The sequence below is a fragment of the Nocardia sp. NPDC051321 genome (genome assembly GCF_044455225.1).
Taxonomy (GTDB): domain Bacteria; phylum Actinomycetota; class Actinomycetes; order Mycobacteriales; family Mycobacteriaceae; genus Nocardia.
This window is the reverse complement of record NZ_JBITEM010000014.1, coordinates 143318-168673: the sequence shown is the minus strand read 5'-3', so window position 1 is coordinate 168673 and position 25356 is coordinate 143318. Positions and strand designations below refer to the sequence as shown.

At 68.4% G+C, this 25356-nt stretch carries 7 protein-coding genes; 3 read left to right on the top strand and 4 right to left on the bottom strand.

What is annotated here, in order from left to right; all coding sequences use genetic code 11:
* Positions 1-288: 288 nt before the first annotated feature.
* Positions 289-1815 carry an aldehyde dehydrogenase family protein gene (locus ACIA8C_RS31795; RefSeq protein ID WP_397141086.1) on the top strand — a complete coding sequence of 509 codons (1527 nt, stop codon included), beginning with the start codon at positions 289-291 and terminating at the stop codon, positions 1813-1815.
* Positions 1816-1822: 7 nt separating this feature from the next.
* Here the strand turns inward: ACIA8C_RS31795 and ACIA8C_RS31790 are convergent, their stop codons facing one another.
* Positions 1823-3094: a TetR/AcrR family transcriptional regulator gene (locus tag ACIA8C_RS31790; protein WP_397141084.1), complete on the bottom strand. Its 1272-nt coding sequence runs from the start codon at positions 3092-3094 to the stop codon at positions 1823-1825.
* A gap of 130 nt (positions 3095-3224) precedes the next feature.
* Between ACIA8C_RS31790 and ACIA8C_RS31785 the strand changes: the two genes are divergently transcribed.
* Positions 3225-4046 (top strand): enoyl-CoA hydratase-related protein, encoded by an 822-nt coding sequence (locus ACIA8C_RS31785; protein ID WP_397141083.1) that lies wholly within the window; start codon positions 3225-3227, stop codon positions 4044-4046.
* Between the two features lie 232 nt (positions 4047-4278).
* Positions 4279-5304, top strand: a complete 1026-nt coding sequence (locus ACIA8C_RS31780; protein WP_397141081.1) for an SDR family oxidoreductase — start codon at positions 4279-4281, stop codon at positions 5302-5304.
* Between the two features lie 133 nt (positions 5305-5437).
* Here ACIA8C_RS31780 and ACIA8C_RS31775 read toward each other — a convergent pair whose 3' ends face one another.
* The 3 genes from ACIA8C_RS31775 to ACIA8C_RS31765 form a co-directional block, all read right to left on the bottom strand.
* Positions 5438-6673 carry an Nramp family divalent metal transporter gene (locus ACIA8C_RS31775; RefSeq protein WP_397141264.1) on the bottom strand — a complete coding sequence of 412 codons (1236 nt, stop codon included), beginning with the start codon at positions 6671-6673 and terminating at the stop codon, positions 5438-5440.
* Positions 6674-6800: 127 nt separating this feature from the next.
* The gene (locus tag ACIA8C_RS31770) at positions 6801-7793 is read right to left on the bottom strand and encodes an alpha/beta hydrolase (protein WP_397141262.1); all 993 of its coding nucleotides are present in this window, start codon (positions 7791-7793) and stop codon (positions 6801-6803) included.
* A 309-nt stretch (positions 7794-8102) separates the two neighbouring features.
* Positions 8103-25016 carry an amino acid adenylation domain-containing protein gene (locus ACIA8C_RS31765; protein WP_397141079.1) on the bottom strand — a complete coding sequence of 5638 codons (16914 nt, stop codon included), beginning with the start codon at positions 25014-25016 and terminating at the stop codon, positions 8103-8105.
* Positions 25017-25356: the final 340 nt, after the last annotated feature.

Below are 25356 nucleotides of genomic sequence, written 5' to 3'. Positions count from 1 at the left end.
AGCGCTTGGCGTGATGTTACCGGCATGCACGGTTCGCACCGGGGTGCCCGCGCAGTACCCAACAGGAGGTCGTCCTAAATGTGTCTTTACTCACACTCGCCGATATCGGTCCGCTGCGACGCGGATCGGCGCTGGTGGACCGTGTCAAGGGCAGCGCGGTGGCGGCGAACGAGCCTTGTCGGCCCGTCGCGGCGACCATAGTCTGCTAATTGGGGGAACACTCACTCGTCCGCGGCGGCCGCCTCGCAAGTGGCCCGTACGCCGATTTCGATACTGCGAGAGGTGATCATGGCCGAGTCCGCGCAGCCACAGGTGGCGGCGCAGCCCGGAGGATCGGGCCGATCGAACGTGCTGACGTCCTACGACCCGCGCACCGGCGAGACCGTCGGCAACTACGCCGTCATGGGCGCGGGCGAAATCAACCGAACGGTGCGCGCCGCCCGAGCGGCCGAAAAGTGGTGGGCCGAGCTGGGATTCAGTGGTCGCAGGCGCTGGCTGCTCGACTGGAAACGCGATATCGCCCGTCGCGCAGGCGAATTGGTCGAGATACTGTCCGAGGAAACCGGAAAACCGGAGGCGGACGCGGCAATCGAGGTGATGCTCGCGGTCGAGAACCTCGACTGGGCGGCCCGCAACGCGGCCCGCGCGCTCGGCAGGCAGAAGCTCGGCTCCACCTGGCTGACCCGCAACCAACGCGCCTCGGTTGGCTACCTGCCGCTCGGCGTGATCGGGGTGCTCGGTCCGTGGAACAACCCGGTGTTCACGCCGATGGGGTCGATCGCCTACGCGATGGCCGCAGGCAACACGGTGGTGTTCAAACCGCACGAGCTGACCACCGGCGTCGGCGTCTGGCTGGCCGACAGCTGGACCAGGCTGGCCCCGAATCAGCCGGTGCTGCAGGTGGTTACCGGCGATCACGCGACCGGCAACGCGCTGTGCCGGGCCAAGGTGGACAAGATCGCCTATGCCGGTTCGGATTCCGGCGCGCGCGAGGTGATCGCGCTGTGTACCCAGACGATGACGCCGGTGGTCGTGGAACGCAGCGGCAAGGGCAGCATGGTCGTGCACGTCGACGCGAAGCTCGACGACGCCGCCGAGGCCGCGGTGTTCGGGGCGATGGCCAATGCCGGGCAGAACGCCACCGGAATTCAGCGGGCCTACGTCGCGGAGTCGGTATACGAACCGTTCCTGGAGCTGGTGGCCGCGCAGGCCGCCAGGCTGCGCCCCGGCGCCGACAAGCGCGCGTCGTACGGGCCGATGATCTTGGAGTCGCAGGTCGAGGTGGTGCGCAAGCAGATTCGCGACGCGCTGGCCCGCGGCGGTCGTGCGGTGGTCGGCGGCCTGGATTCGATTCGCGAGCCGTACATCGAGCCCGTGGTGCTTGCCGAGGTGCCGGAAGAGAGCCTGGCGATCACCGGCGAGGGCATCGGGCCCGTCCTGGTGGTGAACAAGGTGACCAGCATGGAAGAGGCCGCGCAACGCATCAACGCGGTGGGCAACGACGTCGCGGTCTCGGTGTTCACCAGGGACGTGCACGAGATCGAGACGTTCGCCGAGCACCTGCGCGTCGGCGTGGTGACCATCAATTCCTCGACCGCCTACGCGGGCATTCCCGCGCTGCCGTTCGGCGGTGTCGGCGAATACGGGCAGGGCCACAGTCACGGCGATCAGGGACTGCGCGAATTCAGCCACACCCTGGCCATTGCGCGTAAGCGCTACAAAGCGCCGGTCAATCTGTCCACGTTCGACCGCCACCCGCGCGATTTACGCTTGGCCAAGACCATCTTTCGCATCCGGCACGGGCGACGTACCTGACGTGCGTCTATGCCTTGTTGCCCAGTAGGACGGCTTGCATGAGGGCCGTTACCCGGGCTAATTGTGGTGGGCGGGAATCGAATCGGAGGAGGCGGCCGACATCGATGACCTGACCGATCGCGGCGTGCACCCGGAAACGTGCCTCGACGGGATCGCCGTCCAGCAGGTTGGCCCATTCGAGGACATTCTGGCGTTGAATGGCGCGCAGTTTGTGTTGCTCGGCGGGCGGCAGGTTACTGAATTCGGCGTAATAGACCGGCATGATCTCCGGCATCGCGAAGGTGAGCCGGGCCTGGCGCTCGGCAATGCGGCGCACCGCGTCCTCGCGGCTGGTCGCCTCGGCCAGCGCTTCGGTGATCGCGAGAGCAACCCGATCGCCGGTCCGGTAGAACGCGGCTGCGAGCAGGTCGGACTTGCTGGCGAAGTAGCGGTACACGCTGGAGGCGTTGATGCCGACGGCCGCGCCGATCTCCTCGATGCTGGCCTCGTGATAGCCCTGCCTGCCGAAGATCCGGATCGCCTCGGTGAGTAGCTGTTCGCGCTTCGACGACACCGGCAGGCCGCGCGTGACGGGCCCCGGATCCGGTTCCGGCGACGCGGGCGGCAGCTCGGCGCGCAGGATCGCCCAGGACATGTCGTGCAACAGCGGCAACAGCTTGGCACCGGACAGCGCGCTGCGATGCGCGGAGATGCTGGCGATCGCGCTGAGCACCGCGGCGGCCAGCATCGCCACATCGGCAGGCGGCGCGTCGGGCCGCAGCAGTGCGATGGGTTCGGCGAGGGTGCCGTTCAGGTCGTCGTAGATCTTCCTGATCCGGACTCGATCTTCGCGTTCCAGATAGCGCCGCTCCCAGCGGTACAGCCCGGCCTCGCGGCGGATCTCGATGGTGTGTTCGCTGATCGCCCTGATCAGTGCGTCCAGCCGCGCGTCAGGAGCAAGCCGCGCGTCATCCGCGGCGCGGGCGACATTCAGCAGGTGTCTGGCGCCCTCTTCGGCGGCCGCGACGAGCAACGCGTATTTGTTCGTGAAATGCCGATACAGCGCGGGCCCGGAGATACCCACCTCGGCGGCGATCTCGTCGACCCCGACCGGGTAGTACCCGCGATCGCTGAACGCGCGCGCGGCCGCCCGAATGATCTGCACCTTGCGATCCTTGGGACGCCGGCGAACCGGCCCGCCCGGCACCCGGCCCCCACCCCCGGCGGGATCACTGGGCGCTGTCGCACCGGCATCCGGCCGCGAGGAAGCGAGGCCGACCTCGCTGCGATCCGCGACCATGCACCTCTCCGATCTCCGGCGGCGCCGCTGGTTGACAGCGCCCGACAATGGAACCTAAGTTAACCACAATTCGCAAAGTTAACCAGTATTCATGGCAGGGTAGCCGCTGAGTTCCAGCGTAGGAGCAGACATGAGCAATACCGATTCTGCGGCAGTAGCCGCGTCCTCCGCGCCCGCGACGCGGTTTTCGGCGGTGCACGACGGCAAGGTGCTCCGGGTGACGATCACCAACCCGAAGCGCAAGAACGCCGTCGACTACGACACCATGGTCGCGCTCGGCGACACCTTCGTGAACGCGGCCAAGGACCGGTCTGTGCGGGTGATCGTGCTGACCGGCGACGGCGGCGATTTCTGCACCGGCGCCGACCTCTCGACCACCGTGCGCGAGGCCCAGCGCGGCATCACCCCCGACATGACGATGGACGCCGCGAACCGCTTGGTGAAGTCCATCGTCGACGCCCCGGTCCCGGTGATCGCCCGTGTCAAGGGCGCGGCGGCAGGCGTCGGCGTCGCCATCGCGCTGGCGGCCGACCTCGTCTACGCCAGCGAGGACGCTTACCTCTTGCTGGCCTTCATCAACATCGGCCTGATGCCGGACGGCGGCGCGGCCGCCATGATCGCCGCCGCAGCGGGCCGCCCCCTCGCCGCGGAGATGGCCCTACTCGGCGAGCGACTCCCGGCCCCCACCGCAAAACAAGCAGGCCTGTTCACCGCGGTAGTCCCGGAGGACGAACTCGACGCGAAGGTCGAAGCCGCCGCCGCAAAGATCGCCACCGGCCCCCGCCGCGCCCTCGAACTCACCAAGCAGGCCCTCAACCAAGCAACGTTAACCTCCCTCGACACCGCCCTCGCAGCCGAAAAGACCGGCCAGGCCGAACTTTTGACCTCCCCCGACTTCCTCGAAGGCGCCACCGCAATGCTCACCAAGCGCAAGCCGGTATTCGAAGACTGACCGCCAAACCCGAACTCTGCCAACGCAACAACTGATTTCGCGACCGCATGGGTAACTCACCGGGAACCGGCTGATCCGGCCACCTACTAAACCGCCAGTCGCCAACGCTACGAACAGCGCACACGAGTCTGGCCCGAAGTCGCGGAGAGGCGGACCAGCCAACGCGACACTCGACGCGCACGAATCTGGCCTGAAGACTCGGAGAGGCGGGCCGGCGCTAAGCTCCTCGGCTATGGGCTACCTGGTTACCGGGGCAACTGGGTTCATCGGTCGGTTCCTCATCCCCGAGCTGCTGAAACGCGAGGGGATCATCCATGTGCTGGTGCGGCCGGGCGCCGATTCAGCCGACCGGTTCACCTGCTGTGCCCGCGAGTGGGGTGGTGCGGATCGGGTGCGTCCGGTGCACGGCGATCTGGGTGCGCCCGGTCTGGGTATCGATCCGGCGTGGCTGGCCGAGTTTCGCGGCTCCATCGATCATGTCTTTCATCTGGCATCCAGCTATGACCTCGCCGAACGCAGTGACGGCACCAAGCATGTGGTCGACGTCGCCGAGAGCCTGAAAGCCGGTCTGCTGCATCATGTCTCGACGGTCGAGGTAGCCGGTTCGGCGGAGGGCCTGTTCACCGAGGACATGTTCGACGAGGGCCAGGTGCTGGCCACACCGACGCAGCGGGCCAAGTTCGAGGCCGAGCGGATCGTTCGCGATGCCGCGCTGCCCTGGCGCGTCTACCGCCCGTCGATCGTGATCGGCCATTCCAGAACCGGCGAGATCGATCGAATCGACGGCCCGTACTACTTCTTCCGGTTGCTGCGGATGGGCGCGCAGCTGCCGAGAATCCTGCCGGTACTGGTGCCGAAGCTCGGCGAAACCAACATGGTCCCAGTCGATTTCGTGGCCCGCGCACTGGATCATCTTGCGCACCAACCAGGCTCGAACGCCACCACCTACCATCTGGTCGACCCGCGCAGACAGAGCGTGGCCGAAGCATTGAACCTGTTCGCCGACGAGGCCGGCGCGCCACACCTGGTCGAGGTGATGCCGAAGCGCGCTCTCGACATGGTGTTACAGGTCCCCGGCGCCAGCTGGCTCCTCCCCCGCGTCGGCGTCCCCCGAGATGTCCTGGAGCACAGCGAGTTCACCTGCTGGTTCGACTGCCGCAACACCACCGCCGCCCTGGCAGGCACCGACATCAAGGTCCCACCCCTAGCCGCCTACGCCCCACTCATCTGGAAGTACTGGATCGAGAACTGGGTCTGAGCCCAACCCGCAGCCCGCCATCGAGGTGAGTCATATGGTCGCTAAAAGATCTTCAACAGCAACCATTTGACTCACCTCGATGTGCGGTACCGGTTGGGGGTGGTGGCTGTCGAGGGTGAGTGATGCTGTTGCTTTAAGCGCCGGTGATTGTCAGGTAGATCAGGACGATGTTGAGTACTGAGATTATGGCGGCTATCAGCCAGGCCAGGGCGGTGGTGTTTCGGTGGTTGACGTTGGCGCCCATCAGGGATCGGTCGCTTGTGAAACGCACCAGGGGGATCAGGGCGAAAGGGATGCCGAAGGACAGCACTACCTGGGAGATGATCAGGGCGCGGGTGGGATCTATGCCTGCGGCGAGGATGGCCAGGGCGGGGATCAGGGTGATTACTCGGCGCACGAGTAGTGGGATGTGGCGGCGTAGTAGGCCTTGCATGATCATCGCGCCTGCGTAGGCGCCGACGGAGGTCGAGGCGAGGCCGGAGGCTAGTAGGCCGATGGCTAGCAGCAGTGCGGCGACTGGGCCGAGGGCGTCGCCGACGGCGGTGTGCGCGTCTTGTAGGGTCTCGATCTCGCGGTCGCGCAACGTGTTTGCCGCCATCAGCAGCATCGCCAGGTTTACCGTGCCCGCCAGCACCATCGCGAGCACGACGTCGATTTTGGTGATCTTCAGCAGCCGGGCCCGCAGCGGTCCGGGTGCCGGATGGCCGTGCCGGTCCCTGGCCAGGCCGGAGTGCAGGTACACCGCGTGTGGCATGACCGTCGCGCCGATCATGGCGGCGGCGAGCAGCACGCTCTCGGCGCCTTGGAATCGGGGCAGCAGTCCGCCGAGGGTGCCGCCGACCGAGGGCGGCGAGATGAACAGGCTGGCGAGGAAGCCGATCGCGATCACCGCGAGCAAACCGGTGATCACCCGCTCGAACGGCCGCTGCCCGCGCCGGTCCTGCACCAGCAGCAAACCCATCGACACCACGCCGGTGATCACGCCGCAGACCAGCAGCGGCAGTTGGAACAACAGGTTGAGCGCGATCGCGCCGCCGACCACCTCGGCCAGGTCGGTGGCCATCGCGACGGTCTCGGCCTGCCCCCAGTAGGCCAGCCGGGTCGACCGGCCGGACCGCTCCCGCACCGCCTCCGGCAGCGACATGCCGGTCACCAATCCCAGCTTGGCCGAAAGGTATTGGACGAGTCCCGCCATCACGTTGGCCATCACGATGACCCAGACGAGCAGGTACCCGAACTTCGCACCCGCGCTGATGTTGGACGCCACATTGCCGGGATCGACGTACGCGATCGCAGCCACGAAGGCAGGGCCGAGTAGCAGGCTGGCCGCACGGGCCCGCTGGGACGCAGATCTAGCGGACTCAGCCAAGGTAGTGCTCACAGAACAAGATTTTACGGGTTCCCGAACTTTTTGGTTAGTTGTACCCGTAAAAGCCGACCGCCTGGTCATACCCAAAGGTATAACCAGGCGGTCGGTCGGTATCTAGCGGGTCGGTTCAGATGCCCAAGCCGTGGGCCAGGACCGGCCACGACAGCTGGAACTCGTCGCGCCAGTAGCCCCACGAGTGGGTGCCGGAGTTGCGGAAGTTGTAGGTCGCCGGGATGCCAAGCGAGTCCAGCTTCCCCCGGAGGTTGTTGGTGCAGTAGTTGGTGCCTGCCTCGATCACGCCGCCGATGATGATCTGGTTGGCCAGACCGTACGCGCCGGGGAGCGCGTACTTGCCGTCGAGGGTGTCGTACTGGCCGGGCAGACCGTTGCCGGTCGAGATGTAGAGGTCCAGTCCGCGCAGGCCCTCGGCGTGCACGTACGGATCGTTGGCCGCCCACTCCGGCGAACCCTGCGGGCCCCACATGTTTTCGGTGTTGCCACCGCCCCAGGTCTCGACGGTGAGCTTGACGAACTCCGAGCCGACCGGGTCACTGGTCTGGGCGCAGCCACTGTAGGCCGCGGCCGCCTTGTAGAGGCCGGGCTTGGCGATCGGCAGCGCGAGCACGGTGGTGCCCGAGGTGGACAGACCCGAGATCGCGTTCACGCCGTTGGTGCCGAGCGCGCCGTCGACCAACGGCGGCAGCTCCTCGGTGAAGAAGGTCTTCCACTTGTTGCGGCCGAGCGTCGGGTCGTCCTTGATCCAGTCGGTGTAGTAGCTCCACTTGCCACCGATCGGCTGGATCACGTTGACGTTCTTGTCCGAAAGGAACTGCAGCGCGTCGGTCTTCGCCTGCCAGGACGCGTCGTCCTGACCGCCGCCCGCACCGTTGAGCAGGTACAGGGCCGGGCGCGGCACCGAGGCGTCGGCCGGGCGCTGCACGTCGATGATGACCTTCTGGTCCATCGCCGCGGAGTACACGTACAGCCGAATGTTGCGCGCATCCTTGTATTCGGCCTTGGTGATCTTCGAGCCGTCGGGTGCGGTCGGGTTGGCGAGCAGACTCTTGCCATCGATGATCGGATCAGCGGCCGAGGCTGGGGTCATGCCGAGGCCGGTCATCACTCCCGCAAGGACCGCAGTTGCCGCGATCGCCGCGGCGGCGCGCAGGCCGCTGCGCCGGGTCTGTCGACGTATCAATTTCGCACCTTCGCTTCGTCTCTAGATTCCATCTGCATTCCCCTTAGAGCGCTTGCGAGCCGCGTATGCGCGAGGCCGCACGTGCCGTGCTGCGGTGGCTGCGCTGAACACACCACGGCAGACCATACGGGGTATGTGGTCGTGGCAAAAGAGGTGATCGTTACCGCCGGGTTGCCCCATCATGCCTGAGCAACCCCGATCTTCGCGCGCCCGACCCACCTTCGGCCGTACCTAGTGCGCCCGCGGATCGAGCAGATCGGACAGGCTCGGACCGATCTCGGCCAGCGCCTCCGGCGTGGTCATCTGATCGTGCGCGACGCCGATCGGGTGATCTTCGACACGACCGTCGACGAATGGTTGCCAGCCGGCTGCCGCGGTGTCGTGGCCTGCCGCGCTGTAGTAATCGAGCCTGCCGTGGAACACCTCTGGGCGATGTTCGGCGATGAGCTCGGCCGAACGCACCGCGCTGCGGTAGATCCGGCGCACCCGTTCCGGGGTGAGCACGGCCATGTCCGGCGGGATGGTGGCGTGCAGCGCGGCGAGCGCCTCGTCGCTGAGGTCGTGAATGTCGCCGTCGCTGGGCAGCAACGCGACTGCGTCCATGACGGCACTCGCGGGTTCCGCCGTGGTTACGCTCGCCGGGCCTGCCGCAAGTGCCGCGCCGATACCGAGCTCGCTGAGTGCCTCGCGGATCGCCGCACGGAAGTCGGTGACGTCGATGTCGGGATGACTGTCCAGCATGGCGAGCAGCGCGACCTGCTCCCCCGCGGCCTGCAATTCGGTCGCGATGGCGTGCGCGAGCACGCCGCCGAGCGACCAGCCGAGCAGCCGGTACGGGCCGTGCGCTTGCACGGCACGGATCTCCGCCACATATCGGGCGGCCATCTCGGCCAGCGATGCGGGCAGGTAGCCGTCCTCCGTCAGCGCGGGCGACTGCAGCCCGAAGATCGGCCTGCTCGCAGGCACGTAACGAGCCAAACCGGCGTAGCACCAAGACAATCCGTACATCGGGTGGATGCAGAACAGCGGCTCGGCGGCGGCCATGTCGTGCGGCACCCTGGTGCGGATGGGCAGCAGCACGCCGAGCGCGGCATTCGAATCGAGGTCGTAGTCGTGGTCACCGGCCAGCGCGGCCAGGATGCGGGTGGCCAGCGCACCCGGGGTGGAGTCGGTGAAGAACCACTGCACTCGCACCTCGGCACCGGTGAGCGTGCGCAACCGGCTGACCGCGCGGGTCGCGACCAGCGAATTGCCACCCAGATCGAAGAAGTCGTCGTCGAGGCCGACCCGGTCGACGGCCAGGATCTCGGCGAAGACCTCGACGATGGTCCGCTCCAACGGGGTGGTCGGCGGCCGATACGGGCGCGCGGCCAGCTCCGGGACCGGGAGCGCTTTACGGTCGAGTTTGCCGCTTGCGTTGAGCGGCAACGCGTCCAGGACCAGGAACGCCGACGGCACCATGTAGGAGGGCAACGACGCACGTGCGTGCAGCAGCGCCGCGGTTTGGTCGATGGTCTCCCCCGGCATGGCGACCAGGTAGGCGACGAGCCGGTCGCCCGCGGTGCCGCTGACCAGGGAGACGGCGGCGTGCCGCACCGAATCGATGGCGAGCAGCACGGTCTCGATCTCACCGAGCTCGACTCGCTGGCCGCGCAACTTCACCTGGAAGTCGCTGCGGCCCAAGTACTCCAGTGCGCCGCCGCGCCAGCGGACGATGTCACCGGTGCGATAGAGGCGCGCACCGCCCTCCTGCGCGACGAAACGCTCCGCGGTGAGGGCCGGGGCACCGAGGTAGCCACGAGCCAGCTGGACGCCCGCGACGTAAAGCTCGCCCGCCGCGCCCGGCGGCACCGGGCACAGCTGCCGGTCGAGCACGTGCACCTGAGTGTTGGCGACCGGCGTGCCGATCGGAACCCGCACCGCGGCAACGTCTTCCACCGGGTAGTCGGTGACCACCGTCGCCTCCGCGGGCCCGTACCAGTTGATCAGACCGGTGTGCGGTAGGGCGGCGGCGAACGATGCCACGGTCTCCGCGGTGAGCGCCTCGCCCGCCACGAACACGCGACGCAGGCTCGGGAACTCCGCCAATTCCGGGCCCAAGAAGGCGTCCAGCATCGAGGGCACGAAATGCACCGTGCTGACCGCATTTTCGGCAATCGTCTTGGCCAGGTAGGCCGGATCGCGATGACCGTCGGGTTCGGCGACGACGATCGAGGCGCCGGTCTGCAACGGCCAGAACAACTCCCAGGTGGAGATGTCGAAGGTGATCGGCGTCTTGTGCAGCACAACGTCACTGACATCGTGCGGATAAGTCCATTGCGCCCAGCGGAACTGGTTGACCATCTGCCGGTGGGTGATCACCACGCCCTTGGGACGGCCGGTGGAACCGGAGGTGTAGATGACATAGGCGACGTTGTCCGGGTGCACGTCGGTGTCGGTGAACGCGACCGACTCCAGCGGCAGGTAGAGCGTGTCCACCGCGACGACCGCGATATCGGTGTCGGTCACGAAAGCGTCGGCGCTGGTGGTCAGCACGCAGGCCGGGTTCGCACTGGCCAGCACGTACTCGTTGCGTTCGGCCGGGTGATCCGGGTCGATCGGCAGGTAGCCCGCGCCGGCCCGCAGCACCCCGTAGATGGTGACGACCAGGTCGATACCGCGCCGCATGGCCACGCCCACCCGCGATTCCGCGCCGATGCCCCACCGGGCGATTTCCCCGGCCAGTGCCCGCGAACGCAGGTCGAGGTCGGCGTAGCTGAGCGTGACATCGCCGTAGCGCACCGCGGGCGCATCCGGCGTGCGCGCCACCTGCGCGTCGAACAACGTCAGCAGCGTCGCGTCGTCCAGCAGGTCCGGCACCGTGGTGGCGTTGCGGGCGGCCAGCTGGGCGCGTTCGCTGTCGAGCAGCACATCGATATCGGCGATGCGGGCCTGCGGGTTGGTCACGAAGCGACGGATCAACGCCGAAAGCCGTTGCGCGAGTGCCTGTGCCGCCGCCTCGTCGAAGAGGTCGCGCAGGTACTTCACCGACACCCGCAGCTGACTGTCCAGCACCACCATGATGGTGAGCGGATAGTGGGTGCCGTTGACCGCGCCGACGCCGGTGACGCTCAGGCCGTCGATGTCGCTGGCCTTGTCCAGGCCGTCCCGGTCGACGGGGAACGATTCGAACACCACGAGGGAGTCGAAAAGCCCTTCCACGCCGATGGTTTCCTGAATATCGCTCAGCCCGAGGTAGTGGTGGTCCAGCAACCCGGCCTGCTCACCCTGCAGCTGGCGCAGCAGCCCACCGAGCGTGTCGGTGGCGCCGAGCCGCACCCGCACCGGGATCGCGTTTAGGAACAGCCCGACCATGCTCTCGACGCCGTCCAGCTGCGGCGGCCTGCCGGACACGGTGGCGCCGAACACCACGTCGTCGCGATCGACACTGCGGCCGATAAGCAGACCCCAGGCCGCCTGCACCACCGTGTTCACCGTGACGCCGAGGCCCGAGGCGAGCCGGGTGAGCGCGGTGGTGTCGGACTGCGCCAGCTCGAAGCCGACTTCGCCGACCCCGGCCGAGATTTCGCGGCCCGGATCGACCGGTGCCAGCGGCGTCGGCTCGGTGATACCGGTGAGCGCGGTGCGCCAGGCTTCGCGTGCCGAGTCGGCCTTCTGCGCGACCAGCCAGGCCAGGTAACCGCGATAGGACGGCACCTTGGGCAGATGCCGGGAATTGCCGCCGAGCGCGTACAGCGTCAGCAGGTCCTTCATCAGCAGCGGCATCGACCAGCCGTCGATCAGGATGTGATGGCTGGTCACCAGCAGGTGGAAGGCGTCGGCGGACGAGCGGATCAGCGCGAAGCGCAGCAGCGGAGCGGTCCGCATGTCGAAGTGATCGGCGAGGTCGGCCGCCTTGATGTCGGCCAGTTCCTCGGCCGCGGCCTCGGGCGCGAGCTGGCCGAGATCGATGATCCGCCAAGGCACTTCGACCGAGTCCTGCACGATCTGCAGCGGATTGCCCGCGGCGTCTTCGGCGAAGGAGACGCGCAGGTTGTCGTGCCGATCCAGCACCGCCTGCGCGGCCGCGTGCATCCGCCCTGGGTGCACGTCGCCGCCGAGGTCGAGGACGAACTGGGTGGTGTAGACGTCCACCGACGACTCGGCGAGCAGCGCGTGGAACAGCATGCCGGACTGCAGCGGCGTCACCGGCCACACATCGGTGAGGTTCGGGTAGGTGGTGGTGAGGCGGTCGATATCGGGCTGCTTCAGCCGAACGAGCGTGAAGTCCGACGGCGTGAAGGTGACCCCGTCCGTGCGCAGGCCGTGTTCGGCCAGCCCGCCGAGCGCGTAGATCCAGTGCTCGGCAAAGTTTTTCACCGCTTCACCGGCGAATACGGCGGCGGCGTAGTCGAACCGGGCGACCAGGCCGTCGTCGGCGGCGTCGACGGTGAGGTCGAGCAGCAGGTCCTCGGCCATGGTGTCGGTGTGCACCCGGGCCGGGCGAAGATCCCGATAGCGCAACGCGAATCGGCCACGGCCGAGCTCGCTCAGTTCGGCGGCGGTGTCCGCGTTGAGGTAACGCAGCAGGCCGTAGCCGACGCCGTGCGAGGGCACCGAGCGGCGCAGCTCCTTGATCTGCGCGAGCGCGGCACCGGCGGCCGGACCGCCGACCAGTGCGTCGTCGGCGTCGATCCTGGTGAGCCGCAGCGGAAGCGGGAACTCCGTGGTGAAACCGCCGACCATGTTCTCGTCGGCGCCGGTCGCGGACCGCTCGTCGGCGCAGAGCCGGATCACCGAACCGAGGGCGCGCGTGACGGGTTCGCCCGCTGATGTCTGCAGTGCCAGCGCGACCGCGGTGAGCAGGACGTCATCCACGGTGGCGTGATAGGCCGCCGCGGCAGCCGCGACCGCGGCGGCGCCTTCCGCGGTGATGGCCAGCGAGACCCGGCTGCGCGCCCGCAGATCGCGACCGTCGGGGACGGTGCTATCCGGGACGGTCGCCAAAATTCGTTCCCACCAGCCCAACTCGCCGACGGTCCGCAGATCGTGGGCCTTGGCCGAGAGCGCGCGGATGAGCACGCCGAGGCCGGATTCCGGCGCGGCGGGGGCGGCGTGCCGGCCGCGGCTCCACGCCGCGGTCAGCTGATCGACCATGGTTCGCCACGAGATGTCGTCCACGACAAGGCCATTGGCGACGACGATCAGCGTCGACCGGCCCTCCGGCCCGCCGGTCAGCACGAAGTGGATGTTGCGTCCCTGCTCGGGATCGAGGGCAGCGGCGGCCGCCTGCACCACATCGTCGATGGGCAGGGTGGTTTCACCGCCCTGCGCGTCGAGCTGGCGGAACGCCTCGCCGGTGCGTTCGTCGGCAGGCGGGATCCGCAGCACCGGAGTGTCACCCTCGCGGTCGAGCCGCACCCATAGCATCGGATGCTGCTCGAGCACCTTGCCGACCGCGGTGTGCACCGCCTCGACGGCGCAGCTGTCCGGCACGTCCAGCGCGATGGCCCGGACCTCGACCCCGGTTTCGAGCAGCCGCGCCGCGTGCGGCGTCAACGGCAGGTCACCGGACTCGTCACCCGGCCCGTCCTCGACCACGGCGGCCTTTGCCAGCACTGCGACGGTGCGCGACTCGAAAACGTCACGCGGCGTGAAGGTCACGCCGCGACCACGGGACCGCGACACCACCTGGATGGAGACGATGCTGTCGCCGCCGAGGGCGAAGAAGTCGTCGTCGAGCCCGACCCGTTCGATGCCGAGCACCTCGCCGATGACCTCGGCGATGGTCAATTCCGCCTTGGTCTGCGGCGCGCGGTAGGCAGTGGTCTCGATGGCCGGTTCGGGCAGTGCGCGCCGATCCAGCTTGCCGACCGGCGTCAGCGGGATCTCGTCCAGCACCACGATGGCCGTCGGCACCATGTACTCCGGCAACGTGGTGCCCAGCTGTTCGGTCAGCGTCGCGACGTCGAGTGTCGCGCCCTTGGCGGGCAGCACATAGGAGACCAGCATCGTTGCGCCCGCGCCGGATTCGCGGCCGAGGGTGGCCGCGAACTCGACTCCGGGCTGCGCGGTCAGTGCCGCGTCGATCTCGCCGAGCTCGATCCGGAAACCGCGCACCTTCACCTGGAAGTCGTTGCGGCCCACATACTCCACCACCGGCTCACTGCCACCGCGGGGCCCACCCGCCACCCGACCACCGCCCCTCATCGAATCGCTTCGCGATGCCGGCAACCAACGCACTACGTCGCCGGTGCGGTAGAGCCGCTCGCCGGGCCGGCCGTACGGGTCGGCGACGAACCGAGCCGCGGTGAGCCCCGCCCTGGCGTGGTAGCCGCGGGCCAGCTGGATGCCGCCCAGATACAGCTCGCCCGCAACACCTTCGGGCACCGGCCGCAGCCTGCGGTCGAGCACCAGCGAACGCATGCCGCGGATCGGGCCGCCGATGGTGACCGGCTCGCCCGGCCGCAGCGGGTCGCTGATGTTGGTCATGATCGTGGTCTCGGTGGGGCCGTAACCGTTGTGGAAGCGCCGGTTCTCGGCGCCGGCCCACTTGGCGACGAGGTCGGCGGGCACCGCTTCGCCGCCTGCCACGATGGCCCGCATGCCGGACAGGGCGTCCTGGTCGAGCGAGGCGAGCACGGACGGGGTGAGGAAGGCGTGCGTCACCCCTTCGGCCCGGATCAGTTCGGCAAGTTCGTCGCCGCCGAAGGTCTGCGGCGGCGCGACCACCAGCGCGCCCGCCGAGCCGAGCGCGAGCAGCAACTCCAGCATCGAGGCGTCGAACGAGGGGGACGCGAAAGCCAGTGCGCGCGTTGACTGGTCGAGCTCGTACCGCTCGACCTGCTCGGCACTGAAGTTGGCCAGGCCCGCGTGCGTGACAACGACGCCCTTGGGCAACCCGGTGGAGCCCGACGTGTAGATGACGTACGCGGCGTTGGTGCTCCGGATCGGCCCGTGGCGTTCGGTGAGGCTGATCGGCCGGTCCGACCGGGACGCGACGTCGAAGGTGAAGTCGCGGTCGTCGAGCACGAACCAGGGACGGCCACCCGCCATCGTGGGCAGGCCGCCGAGCTCGGCGGTGAGTGTCACGCCAAGTGCCGCACCGGAATCGGCCACCATGTGCGCGATGCGGTCGGCCGGGTAGGTCGGGTCGATCGGCACGATCGCCGCACCGGTCTTGGCGATCGCCCAGAGCGCGAGCATGGACTCGACCGAGCGCCGGATCGCCAGCGCGATCAGGACATCAGGACCCGCACCGCGATCGATCAGCGTGCGCGCCAATTGCGAAGAGGCGGCGTCGAGTTCGACGTAGCTGAAGGAACGCCCCGCCACGACGAGGGCGGCGCCGGTGGGGTTCCTGGTAACCGCGGAGGCCATCAGTTCCGGCAGGCTGCGCGGCGCGGCGGCCTCGGCACCCGCGCGGGAGACCAGGTCGGCGCGCTCGGATTCGTCCAGGATCTCCAGGTCGCCGACCGCGATGCCGGGGTCCTTGGCGACGGCGGCCAGGATGTCGCGGAAGCGGCGGCCGAACTCGGTGACCGTCTGCTCGTCGAACAGGTCACGGGCATAAGTGAATTCGGCGGCGAGGCCGGCCTCGGCACCCGCCTCGGTCCGCTGCTCGCGCATTGTCAGCAGCAGATCGAACTTGGCGGTGTCGGCCGCCGGGTCGAGCGCGGCGAAGTTCAGGCCGGGCAGTTCGAAGCTGGTGGCGGCAAGGTTTTCGAAGGACAGCGCCACCTGGAACAGCGGATGTCTGCCCGCGGAACGCGCCGGATCGAGCACCTCGACCAGCCGTTCGAACGGGGTGTCCGCGTTCGCGAAGGCCCGCAGATCGGTCTCCCGGTTGGCGGCGAGCAACTCGGTGAAGCCCAGGTCGGCCGCGACCCTGGTGCGCAAGACCAGCGTGTTGACGAACATGCCGATCAGATCGTCGAGTTCGGCCTCGCCGCGGCCCGCGATCGGGGTGCCGATGGCGACGTCCTCGATGCCGGACATGCGGGCGAGGAACACCGCGAGCGCGGTGTGCACGACCATGAACAGGGTGGCGTTGTGCTGCTTTGCCAACCCGACCAGCGCGGCATGCACGTCGGCGTCGACGACGAAATCCGTTTTGCCACCGGCGAAACTCTGCGCCACCGGACGGGGCCGGTCGGTCGGCAGGTTCAGTTCGTCCGGCAGATCGGCAAGTTCGGTTGTCCAGTAGGCCAGTTGCGCGCCCGCCAGCGACTCTGGATCGTCGTCGCTGCCGAGCACGCTGCGCTGCCACAGCGCGTAGTCGGCGTACTGGATGGGCAGCGGAGCCCAGGACGGCGCCTCGCCGCCGCTGCGAGCGGCGTAGGCCAGCATCAGGTCTCGGGTGAGCGGGCCCATCGACCAGCCGTCGGCGCTGATGTGATGCGCGACGAACACCAGCACGTATTCGCTGCCGGCGAGCTGGAACAGCCTGGCGCGGAACGGCACCTCCATGGTGACGTCGAAACCGGCGGAGACGATGCGCTGCACCTCGTGCGCGACGCGTTCCTCGCCGATCTGCGCGGGCGCCAGATCCACCGAAACCTCGTGCGGCGCAACAATGCGCTGCTCCGGCCCCGCCCCGGTCTCCGGGTAAACGGTGCGCATGATTTCGTGGCGCGCGACGAGATCGGCGACGGCCTGCTGCAACGCGTCGACATCCAGATCGCCGGACAGCCGGATGGCGGCCGGGATGTTGTAAACGGCTGCGGTGGTGTCGAACTGGTTGAGGAACCACATGCGCTGCTGGGCGGAGGACAGCGGAATGTGGTCGGGGCGTGGCTGAGCGACGAGCGGGTTGCGGGTGTGCTCGCTGGTGGTGTGCTCGACCTTGACCGCGAGTCCGGCGACGGTGGACGCCTCGAAGAGAGCGCGCACGGGGACCCGCGAATCGAGTGCGGCACCGATCCGCGCGGCGACCTGGGTCGCCAGCAGCGAGTTGCCACCGAGGGCGAAGAAGTCATCGTCGGCGCCGACGCGCTCGGCACCGAGCACCTCGGCGAAGACCGACGCCACGATCTCTTCGATAGGCGTCGACGGCGCGCGGAATGCCAGTGCCTCGAACTCGGGCTCCGGCAATGCCTTCCGGTCCAACTTGCCGTGCACGGTGAGCGGCAAGGCGTCCAGCACCACGAACGCCGACGGCACCATGTACGACGGCAGTGCCGCGCTCAGCGCCGACTTCACCTGTGCCACATCGAGACCGGCGGCATCGTCGGGCAGCCCCGCCTCGGCGGCGGCTTGCGCGGCGAAGGCAGCGGCTTGAACAGCGAACGACGAGGCAGGCCCCGCCGGAGCGCCGGGTTCGGCGGCGACCAGATAGGCCACCAGGCGATCACCGGTCTTCGGATCGGACTTGGCGACCACCGCGGACTGCGCGACCTCCGGCAGCGCGAGCAGCGCCGCCTCGATCTCACCCAGCTCGATCCGGAAACCACGGATCTTTACCTGGAAGTCGGTGCGGCCCTGGTACTCCAGCTCACCGGAGGTGTTCCACGCCACCAAGTCACCGGTCCGGTACATTCGCGTGCCGGGTTGGAACGGGTTGGCCACGAACCGATCCGCGGTCAGATCCGCGCGACCGAAGTAACCGCGTGCCAGTTGATCGCCCGCCAGATACAACTCGCCGGAGATGCCGATCGGCACCGGGCGGAGCCGACCGTCGAGCACGTAGGCCTGACTGTTCCACTCAGGTGCGCCGATCGGCACGGAGCTCTGGTCGGCGGCGGTCACCCGATGAGACGTGATCGACACCGCGGCCTCGGTCGGGCCGTACAGGTTGTCCAGCAACACGTCTGGGTGCGCCGTCACGAACCGCTGGGCCAGCGCGGCGGGTAGCGCCTCACCGATGGCGAGCACGCGCCGCAGCAGGGACGGTTCCGGCGTGGCCTCGGTGCCGGTGTGCACCAGCAGCGCGTCCAGCATGGACGGGACGACGTGCAGCGTCGTCACCGCTTCCCTGACGATCAGGTCGTTGAGGTAGGCCGGATCACGGTGCCCGTCCGGCGCGGCGATCACCAGCTTGCCCGCGCAGACCACCGCCGACCAGAACTCCCATACCGAGAGGTCGAAGGTCGCCGCGGTCTTGAGCAGCACGGCGTCGTCGTCGGACAGCCCGAATTCGGCTGCCTTCCACTGCAACTGGTTCGCGATGGCGGCGTGCGAGACGGCGACACCCTTCGGGCGGCCGGTCGAGCCCGACGTGAAGATCACGTACGCGGTGTTCTCTGGCCGCAACGGCGCGACGCGCTCGGTGTCCGCGAGCGGCGTGCTCGCGAAGGAACCGAGCACGAGCTCGTCGATGGGCACCAGGGGCGCCGCCTCGGTGTCGAAGTCCGCGTCCGCGTTGGTCAGCACGCACACCGGTGCCGCGGCCCGGAGGATGTACTCGGTGCGCTCGGCGGCTTGGTCCGGGTCGACCGGCACATACGCGCCACCGGCCTTGGCCACCGCGTACATCGCGACGACCAGGTCCACCGAACGGCGGAAGGCAAGTGCCACTCGCGATTCCGGTCCGACGCCGATCGAGATCAGGTATCGGGCAAGACGATTCACCTGGGTGTCGAGCTCGACGTAGTTCAGCTCGCGGCGGGCACCGTTGGGCAGGTCGGCCACCACGGCGACGGCCTCGGGTGCCGCGGCCATTACCGCCCGCCGCAGGAACCACGGCAGCGTCGCGGCGGCGTCTATCGGGTGCGCGGTGTCGTTCCACCGGGCCAGCACCGCGTCGCGTTCGTCGGCCGCGAGCAGGTCGATATCGCCGACCGGGGTCGCGGCATCGGCGACGACGGAGGCCAGGATTCGCGACAGCCGGTCGGCGAAGCTCTGCACCGTCGCGGCGTCGAAGAGGTCGGTGGCGTAGGTGAAGAATCCGCCGATGCCGGTCGGCGTGCCCGACTCGTCATAGCTGTCCGCCACGATGAGGTGCAGATCGAATTGCGACACATCGAGATCCGCGTCGACGCCGGCCACGGCGAGGCCGGGCAGCTCGAGCGTGGTGCGGGCGATGTTCTGGAACGACAAGCCCACCTGGAACAACGGATGGTGCGCGGTCGAACGCGGCGGGTTGAGCACCTCCACCAACCGCTCGAACGGAATATCCGCGTGCGCGAACGCCTGTAGGTCGGTATCGCGTTGCCGGGCAAGCACATCGGTGAACGCTTCGCCGCCGTCGAAGGTCGCCCGGAAGATCACCGTGTTGACGAACATGCCGATCAGGTCGTCGAGCTCGCGCTCGCCACGACCAGCCACCGGGGTGCCGATGGCGATGTCGCCGGAACCCGACAGCCGGGCGAGCAGCACCGCGAGCGCGGTGTGCACCACCATGAACAACGTCGCGCCATGTGCGCGAGCGAGTTCCATGAGCCCGGCGTGCGTGGCCGCATCGATCCGCACGTCCACTCGCGCACCGGCCATCGACGCGATCGCGGGGCGCGGCCGGTCCGTCGGCAACTCCAGCAGGTCCGGCAATCCCGCGAGTTGCGTGCGCCAGAACCCGATCTGCTGCGCGGCAATCGATTCCGGGTCGTTCTCGTCGCCGAGCACCGCACGCTGCCACAGCGCATAGTCGGCGTATTGCACCCGCAACGGATTCCAGCCGGGCGCTTCGCCTGCGGTCCGCGCGGCGTAGGCGATCATCACGTCGCGCACCAGCGGGCCCATCGAGGAGGCGTCCGCCGCTATGTGGTGCACCACCACCGCGAGCACATAGTCCGATCCCGCTGTGCCGTCGGTGATTTCGAGCAGTCGAACGCGCACCGGCACCTCGTCGGTCACGTCGAACGGAGTCGACGCCAAGGTGTATACCTCGCCGGGTACCTCGGCCGCGGCGACCGGATGCGCGGTGGCATCCAGGGTCACCAGGCTCGCGGGCAGCACCACCTGCACCGGACCGTCGGCGCTCTCCGGGTACACGGTGCGCAGTACCTCGTGCCTGCTCACCACGTCGTCGAGGGCCGCGCCGAGCGCCGCGACATCCAGCGCGCCGGTGAGCCGCAGGGCGAACGGCAAGTTGTAGGCGGCCGAGCCCACCGCCGCGTCATCACCGTCGGCTTGGTCGAATCGGTTCAGGAACCACATCCGCCGCTGTGCCAGCGACAACGGCAGCTGTTCGGGCCGGTCGATGCTGCCGAGCGGAATGCCACGCTGGTCGTGCGTCCTGGATTCGATCGCGGCGGCCAGCGACTGCACCGTCGGCGTCTCGAACAGCGTGCGCACCGGAACTTTGGCGTCGACCGCGGCACCGAGCCGCGCCACCAGCCGGGTAGCCACCAGCGAGTTGCCACCGAGGGCGAAGAAATCGTCGTCGGCACCGACCCGATCGAGCCCGAGCACCTCACCGAACACCCCGGCGACGATCTCCTCGACCGGCGTTGCGGGCGCGCGGAATTCGCGCGCGGTGAAGGTGGGTTCGGGCAGCGCCTTGCGATCGAGCTTTCCGCTCGGGTTCAGCGGGAAGGCGTCCAGTGCGACGAGCGCGGTCGGCATCATGTATGCGGGCAGCGTTTCCGCGATCGCCGCGAGCAATTCCGGCTGCTCGATGGAATGTCCCTGCGCGGCAACGACGTAGGCCACCAGCTGATCGCCCAGCGTCGACTGGCTGACCAGCGCCACCGCTTGATTCACCGAAGGCTGGGCGAGCAACGCGGTTTCGATCTCGCCGAGTTCGATGCGCTGACCGCGGAACTTCACCTGGAAGTCGGTGCGGCCCAGGTAGTCCAGCCGATGCGAGCGACCTGCCGTGGCATCGCGCCACACCACCAGGTCGCCGGTGCGGTACATGCGCTCGCCGAAGCCGAAGGGGTCGGCCACAAAGCGATCGGAGGTCAGATCCGGCCGCCGGACGTAGCCGCGCGCCAGCTGATCACCGGCGAGGTACAGCTCACCGGGCACCCCGGCGGGCACCGGGCGCAGCCGAGCGTCGAGCACGTAGACCTGGGTGTTCCACTGCGGCAGGCCGATCGGCACCGAACGGGTATCCGAGCCGTCTGCGGGCCAGTAGGTCACCGACACCGCGGCCTCGGTCGGGCCGTAGAGGTTGTGCACCCGCGCGGCCGACACCGCACGGAACGCGCCGACGGTCTCCGGCGGCAACGCCTCGCCGATCACGAAGACGTCGCGCAGCGTCGGGCAGGCGTCCGCGGCGGTGTGCGCGGCGAACACGGTCAGCATCGACGGCACGAAGTCGGTGACCGTGACTCGCTGTGCGGCAATGGTTTCCGCGACGTACACGGGATCGCGGTGTCCGTCGTGGGTGGCGACGACCAGTTTCGCGCCGACCCGCAGCGGCAGGAAGAAGCCCCACAGCGATACGTCGAAGGTGGTCGCGGTCTTCTGCAAGTAGACGTCGTCGGTGCCGAGTGGGTACTCCGCCAGCATCCACTCGAGCTGATTGTTGATCGCGGCGTGCGACACCGCGACGCCCTTTGGCCGTCCGGTCGAACCCGAGGTGAAGATGACGTACGCGGGATGCTGCGGCAGTACCGTCCGGAGCAATTCCTCCTGACGGACCGGGGAACCGTCAAAGGCGTTGGTATCGGCCGTATCCAGGGTCAGCACCGCAGTACCGGTCGGCACCTCGCTCGCGTCCGCCGACGTGGTCACCACGCAGGTCGGCTGTGCGGTATCGAGAATGTGCGCGATCCGCTCAGCCGGATGATCCGGATCCAACGGCACATACGCACCACCAGCCGTCACAATCGCATACATACCGACAACCAGATCCAGCGAACGCCGAATCGCCAAACCCACCAACGACTCCGCACCCACGCCCTGCGAAACCAACAACCGGGCAAGCTGATTAACCCGCTGATCGAACTCACGATAGGTAAGCGTCGTGCCCTCGTGCACTAGCGCGATGGCTTCCGAATGCGCGGCAGCCGCACGCCGGTAGCCGTCGAGCAACAGCTCGGGCGCTACCGCGTGCCGGGTCTCGTTCCAGCCGACCAGAATCCGTGCCAGCTCCGCAGGGGCGAGCAGATCGATCTCACCGACCGCGCGCTCCGGATCGGCACCCACTGCGGTAAGCAACCGCTCGAAGCGCTGCGCGAACTCCGCGATCGTCGCCTCGTCGAACAGGTCCGTGGCGTAAAGGAACTGCGCCGAGAACCCCTGCTCCGCCTTGGGCACCACCGTCAGCTGCAGATCGAACTTGGCCACCGCGCCGTCGAAATCGAGGGCCTGCGCGGATAATCCGGGCAGCTCGACCTGCGCCTTGTTCATGTTCTGGAAGAACAGAGCCACCTGGAACAGTGGGTGATGCGCCTGCGAGCGCACCGGGTCGAGCACCTCGACCAACCGCTCGAACGGCAGCTCGGCATGCGAAAAGGCCGCCAGGTCCGTCTCTTTGGTGGCGGCGAGCAGCTCCAGGAACGAGGCACCGGGATCGATCGGCGTGCGCAACACCAACGTGTTGACGAACATGCCGATGAGCCCGTCGAGCTCCCGCTCACCACGACCGGCCACGGGTGTGCCGATGGTGATGTCATCGGTGCCCGAGAGTCTGGCGAGCAGTGCCGCGAACGCGGCGTGCACCACCATGAATTCCGAAGCGCCGGCCCGCTGGGCGAGCTCGATGAGTCCGCGATGCACCTCGGCGGTGACCTCGAAGGTGTGCTCCGCACCGCCGCCGGTGGCGACGGCCGGGCGCGGCCGGTCCGCGGGCAGTTCGACCCGATCCGGGATGCCTGCCAAGGCATTGCGCCAGTACGCGATCTGCGCGGCGGCCACCGAGTCCGGGTCGTGCTCGTCGCCGAGGACCTCACGCTGCCACAGCGTGTAGTCGGCGTACTGCACCGGCAGCGGCGGCACCGCGGGCGGCGCGCCGTTGCGCCGGGACAGGAAGGCGCCGAGCAGGTCCCGCAGGAACGGCGCGACCGAGGCGCCGTCGGCGGCGATGTGGTGCACGACCACCACGACGACGTGTTCGCTAGGCGACAACTCGGCCAGTGCGATGCGCAGCGGCACCTCGGCGGCGACATCGAAGCCGGTCAGCGCGAACCCGCGCAACCAGTCAACTAGGTCGTGCTCGGCCAGCGGCTTCGGCGCCAGGTCCGGAACGGCCTGCGCCGCAGGCAGGATGACCTGATAGCCGACGCCATCGATGGCCGGATACACGGTGCGCAGCGTTTCGTGCCGCTCGATCACATCGGTGATCGCGGCCTGCAACGCAGGCACATCCAACGAGCCGGACAGCCGGATGGCGAACGGGATGTTGTTCGCCGCCGACGCCGTGTCGAACTGGTTCAGGAACCACATCCGCTGCTGCGCCAGCGACAGCGGAATGTGCTCGGGCCGCTCGGTGGGCGCCAACGCACGCCGATCGCCTGCGCCCTTCAACGACTCCATCCGCTCGGCAAGCCCGGCGACCGTTGGTGTTTCGAAGATCAGCCGGGCAGGCACCCGGGCGGTAAGGGCCGCGCCGAGCCGGGCGGCGGCCTGTGTCGCGATGAGCGAATTGCCGCCGAGCTCGAAGAAGTTGTCGTCGGCACCCACCGGGGCACCAGGCCCGAGCAGTTCGGCGAACACATCGGCGACCAGTTCCTCCAGCGGGCCGACCGGCGCGCGAAACACCTTGGTCTGCAGGCGCGGCGAGGGCAGCGCGGCCCGGTCCAGCTTGCCGACCGGTGTCAGCGGGATCGCGGCGAGCACCATGACCACGGTCGGCACCATGTGCGCGGGCAGGCTCCGCTCCGCGACCGCGGCCAATTCGGCGGCGTCGGCGTCCATTCCGGGCGCGGAATGCACATAGGAGACGAGAATCGTCGCACCGCTGTCGAGGTCGTGCCCGACGGTAACCGCGAAGTCGACCGTCTCGTGCGCGGCGAGCACCGCGTCGATCTCACCGAGCTCGATGCGGAAGCCGCGAATCTTCACCTGGAAGTCGTTGCGGCCCAGGTATTCCAGTTCACCGGAGTCGGTCCAGCGCACCAGATCGCCGGTCCGATACAACCGGGAACCATTGGCGTCGAACGGATTCGCGACGAAACGCGCCGCCGTCAGCCCCGCTCGATCGTGGTATCCCCTCGCCAACTGCGTGCCCGTGACGTACAGCTCACCGGCGGCGCCAGCGGCCACCGGTACCAACTGCTCATCCAGCACGTATTCGGTGATCGCGCGGATCGGCGCGCCGATGGTCACCGGTGCGTCCGGGGCAAGCGGCGCACTGATATTCGTCATGATCGTGGTCTCGGTGGGCCCGTACCCGTTGAAGAACTCCCGGATCCGCTTACCGGAAACCGGTGCGGCCCAGCGCCGCACCAACTCCGGCGGGCAGGCCTCGCCGCCCGCGACCACCACGCGCAACTCGTCGAGCCCGAACGGATCCAGCGAGGCCAGCGCGGCCGGCGTGATGAACGCGTGCGTCACGCCTTCCCGGCGGATCAGCGCCGCAAGCTCCTCGCCACCGAACACCGTGGGCGCGACGATCACCATGGTGGCCGCGCCGCCGACCGCCAGCAGCAACTCCAGCACCGAGGCATCGAAGGACGGCGACGCGAAATGCAAAGTCCGCGAATCACTCGTCACCCGATACCGCTCGCGCTGCTCGTCGCAGAAGCTCGACAGTCCGGCCTGAGTGATGACGACACCCTTGGGCTTGCCGGTCGAGCCCGACGTATAGATCACATAAGCCGGATGTTCGGCACGCAGCGGCCGCACCCGGTCGATGTAGGTCACCGGATCCGCGGGGAACTCCTCGAGCAGCCGCGCGCAGTCGGCGGTGTCGATCGGGAGCCAGTCCAGCCGGTCCGGCAGCTCGTCACGCACCGCGGCGACGGTCAGTCCGAAGACCGCGCCGGAGTCGACGACCATGTGCTCAACCCGGTCGGCCGGATAGTTCGGATCCACCGGCACGAAGCCGGCGCCGGCCTTGGCCACCGCCCAGACCGCGACCACGGAGTCGATCGACCGCGGGATGCCGACGGCCACCAGGTCCTCCGGCCCGACACCGCGGCCGATGAGTAGTCGGGCCAGCCTGGTCGACCGGTCATCGAGCTCGGCGTAGCTCAGCTCCGCCAGGGTGCCGGTGGCGTCGGCGAACGCGACGCCGACGCCGCTCGGGTTCGCCTCGACGGCGGTCGCCATCAGTTGCGGCAGGGTGGTGACTCTGGATCGTCTGGTTCGGGTCGGCCGAACGCGTGCCGGTCGGGTCATGACTCCACCTCGCTGGCGCTCGGCTCCGTCATGCCCCAGGCGGGCTGTAACATGGCTCCCTCGCTGCGCTCGGTCACGCGCACACCGCTGCGCGCGCGTCGTCATACCGCTGCCCGACCGACCGAACCATGGAGAAGCCTCACCCTGCCTGTTGTCGCCGCAAACCCGCCTCGATGCTCCCCGCCCCCATGATCATCGAACGCGCGTATGCCCATCGTTACCGACCCCACCGGCGCACACCGGACACAGCCCGTGCGATCCGTACCGCGAATCGCGACCCGACCGCGCGAAACGCGCGCCGGGAACGATTATTCCCTGCCGGCGCGCGATTGGTGACCCC

Excerpts from the sequence above, each read along its gene's own strand:
- ACIA8C_RS31790 (WP_397141084.1), bottom strand. The coding sequence starts at position 3,094 with ATGGTCGCGGATCGCAGCGAGGTCGGCCTCGCTTCCTCGCGGCCGGAT.
- ACIA8C_RS31770 (WP_397141262.1), bottom strand. The coding sequence starts at position 7,793 with ATGACCGGCCTCGGCATGACCCCAGCCTCGGCCGCTGATCCGATCATC.
- ACIA8C_RS31785 (WP_397141083.1), top strand. The coding sequence starts at position 3,225 with ATGAGCAATACCGATTCTGCGGCAGTAGCCGCGTCCTCCGCGCCCGCG.
- ACIA8C_RS31765 (WP_397141079.1), bottom strand. The coding sequence starts at position 25,016 with ATGACCCGACCGGCACGCGTTCGGCCGACCCGAACCAGACGATCCAGA.
- ACIA8C_RS31780 (WP_397141081.1), top strand. The coding sequence starts at position 4,279 with ATGGGCTACCTGGTTACCGGGGCAACTGGGTTCATCGGTCGGTTCCTC.
- ACIA8C_RS31795 (WP_397141086.1), top strand. The coding sequence starts at position 289 with ATGGCCGAGTCCGCGCAGCCACAGGTGGCGGCGCAGCCCGGAGGATCG.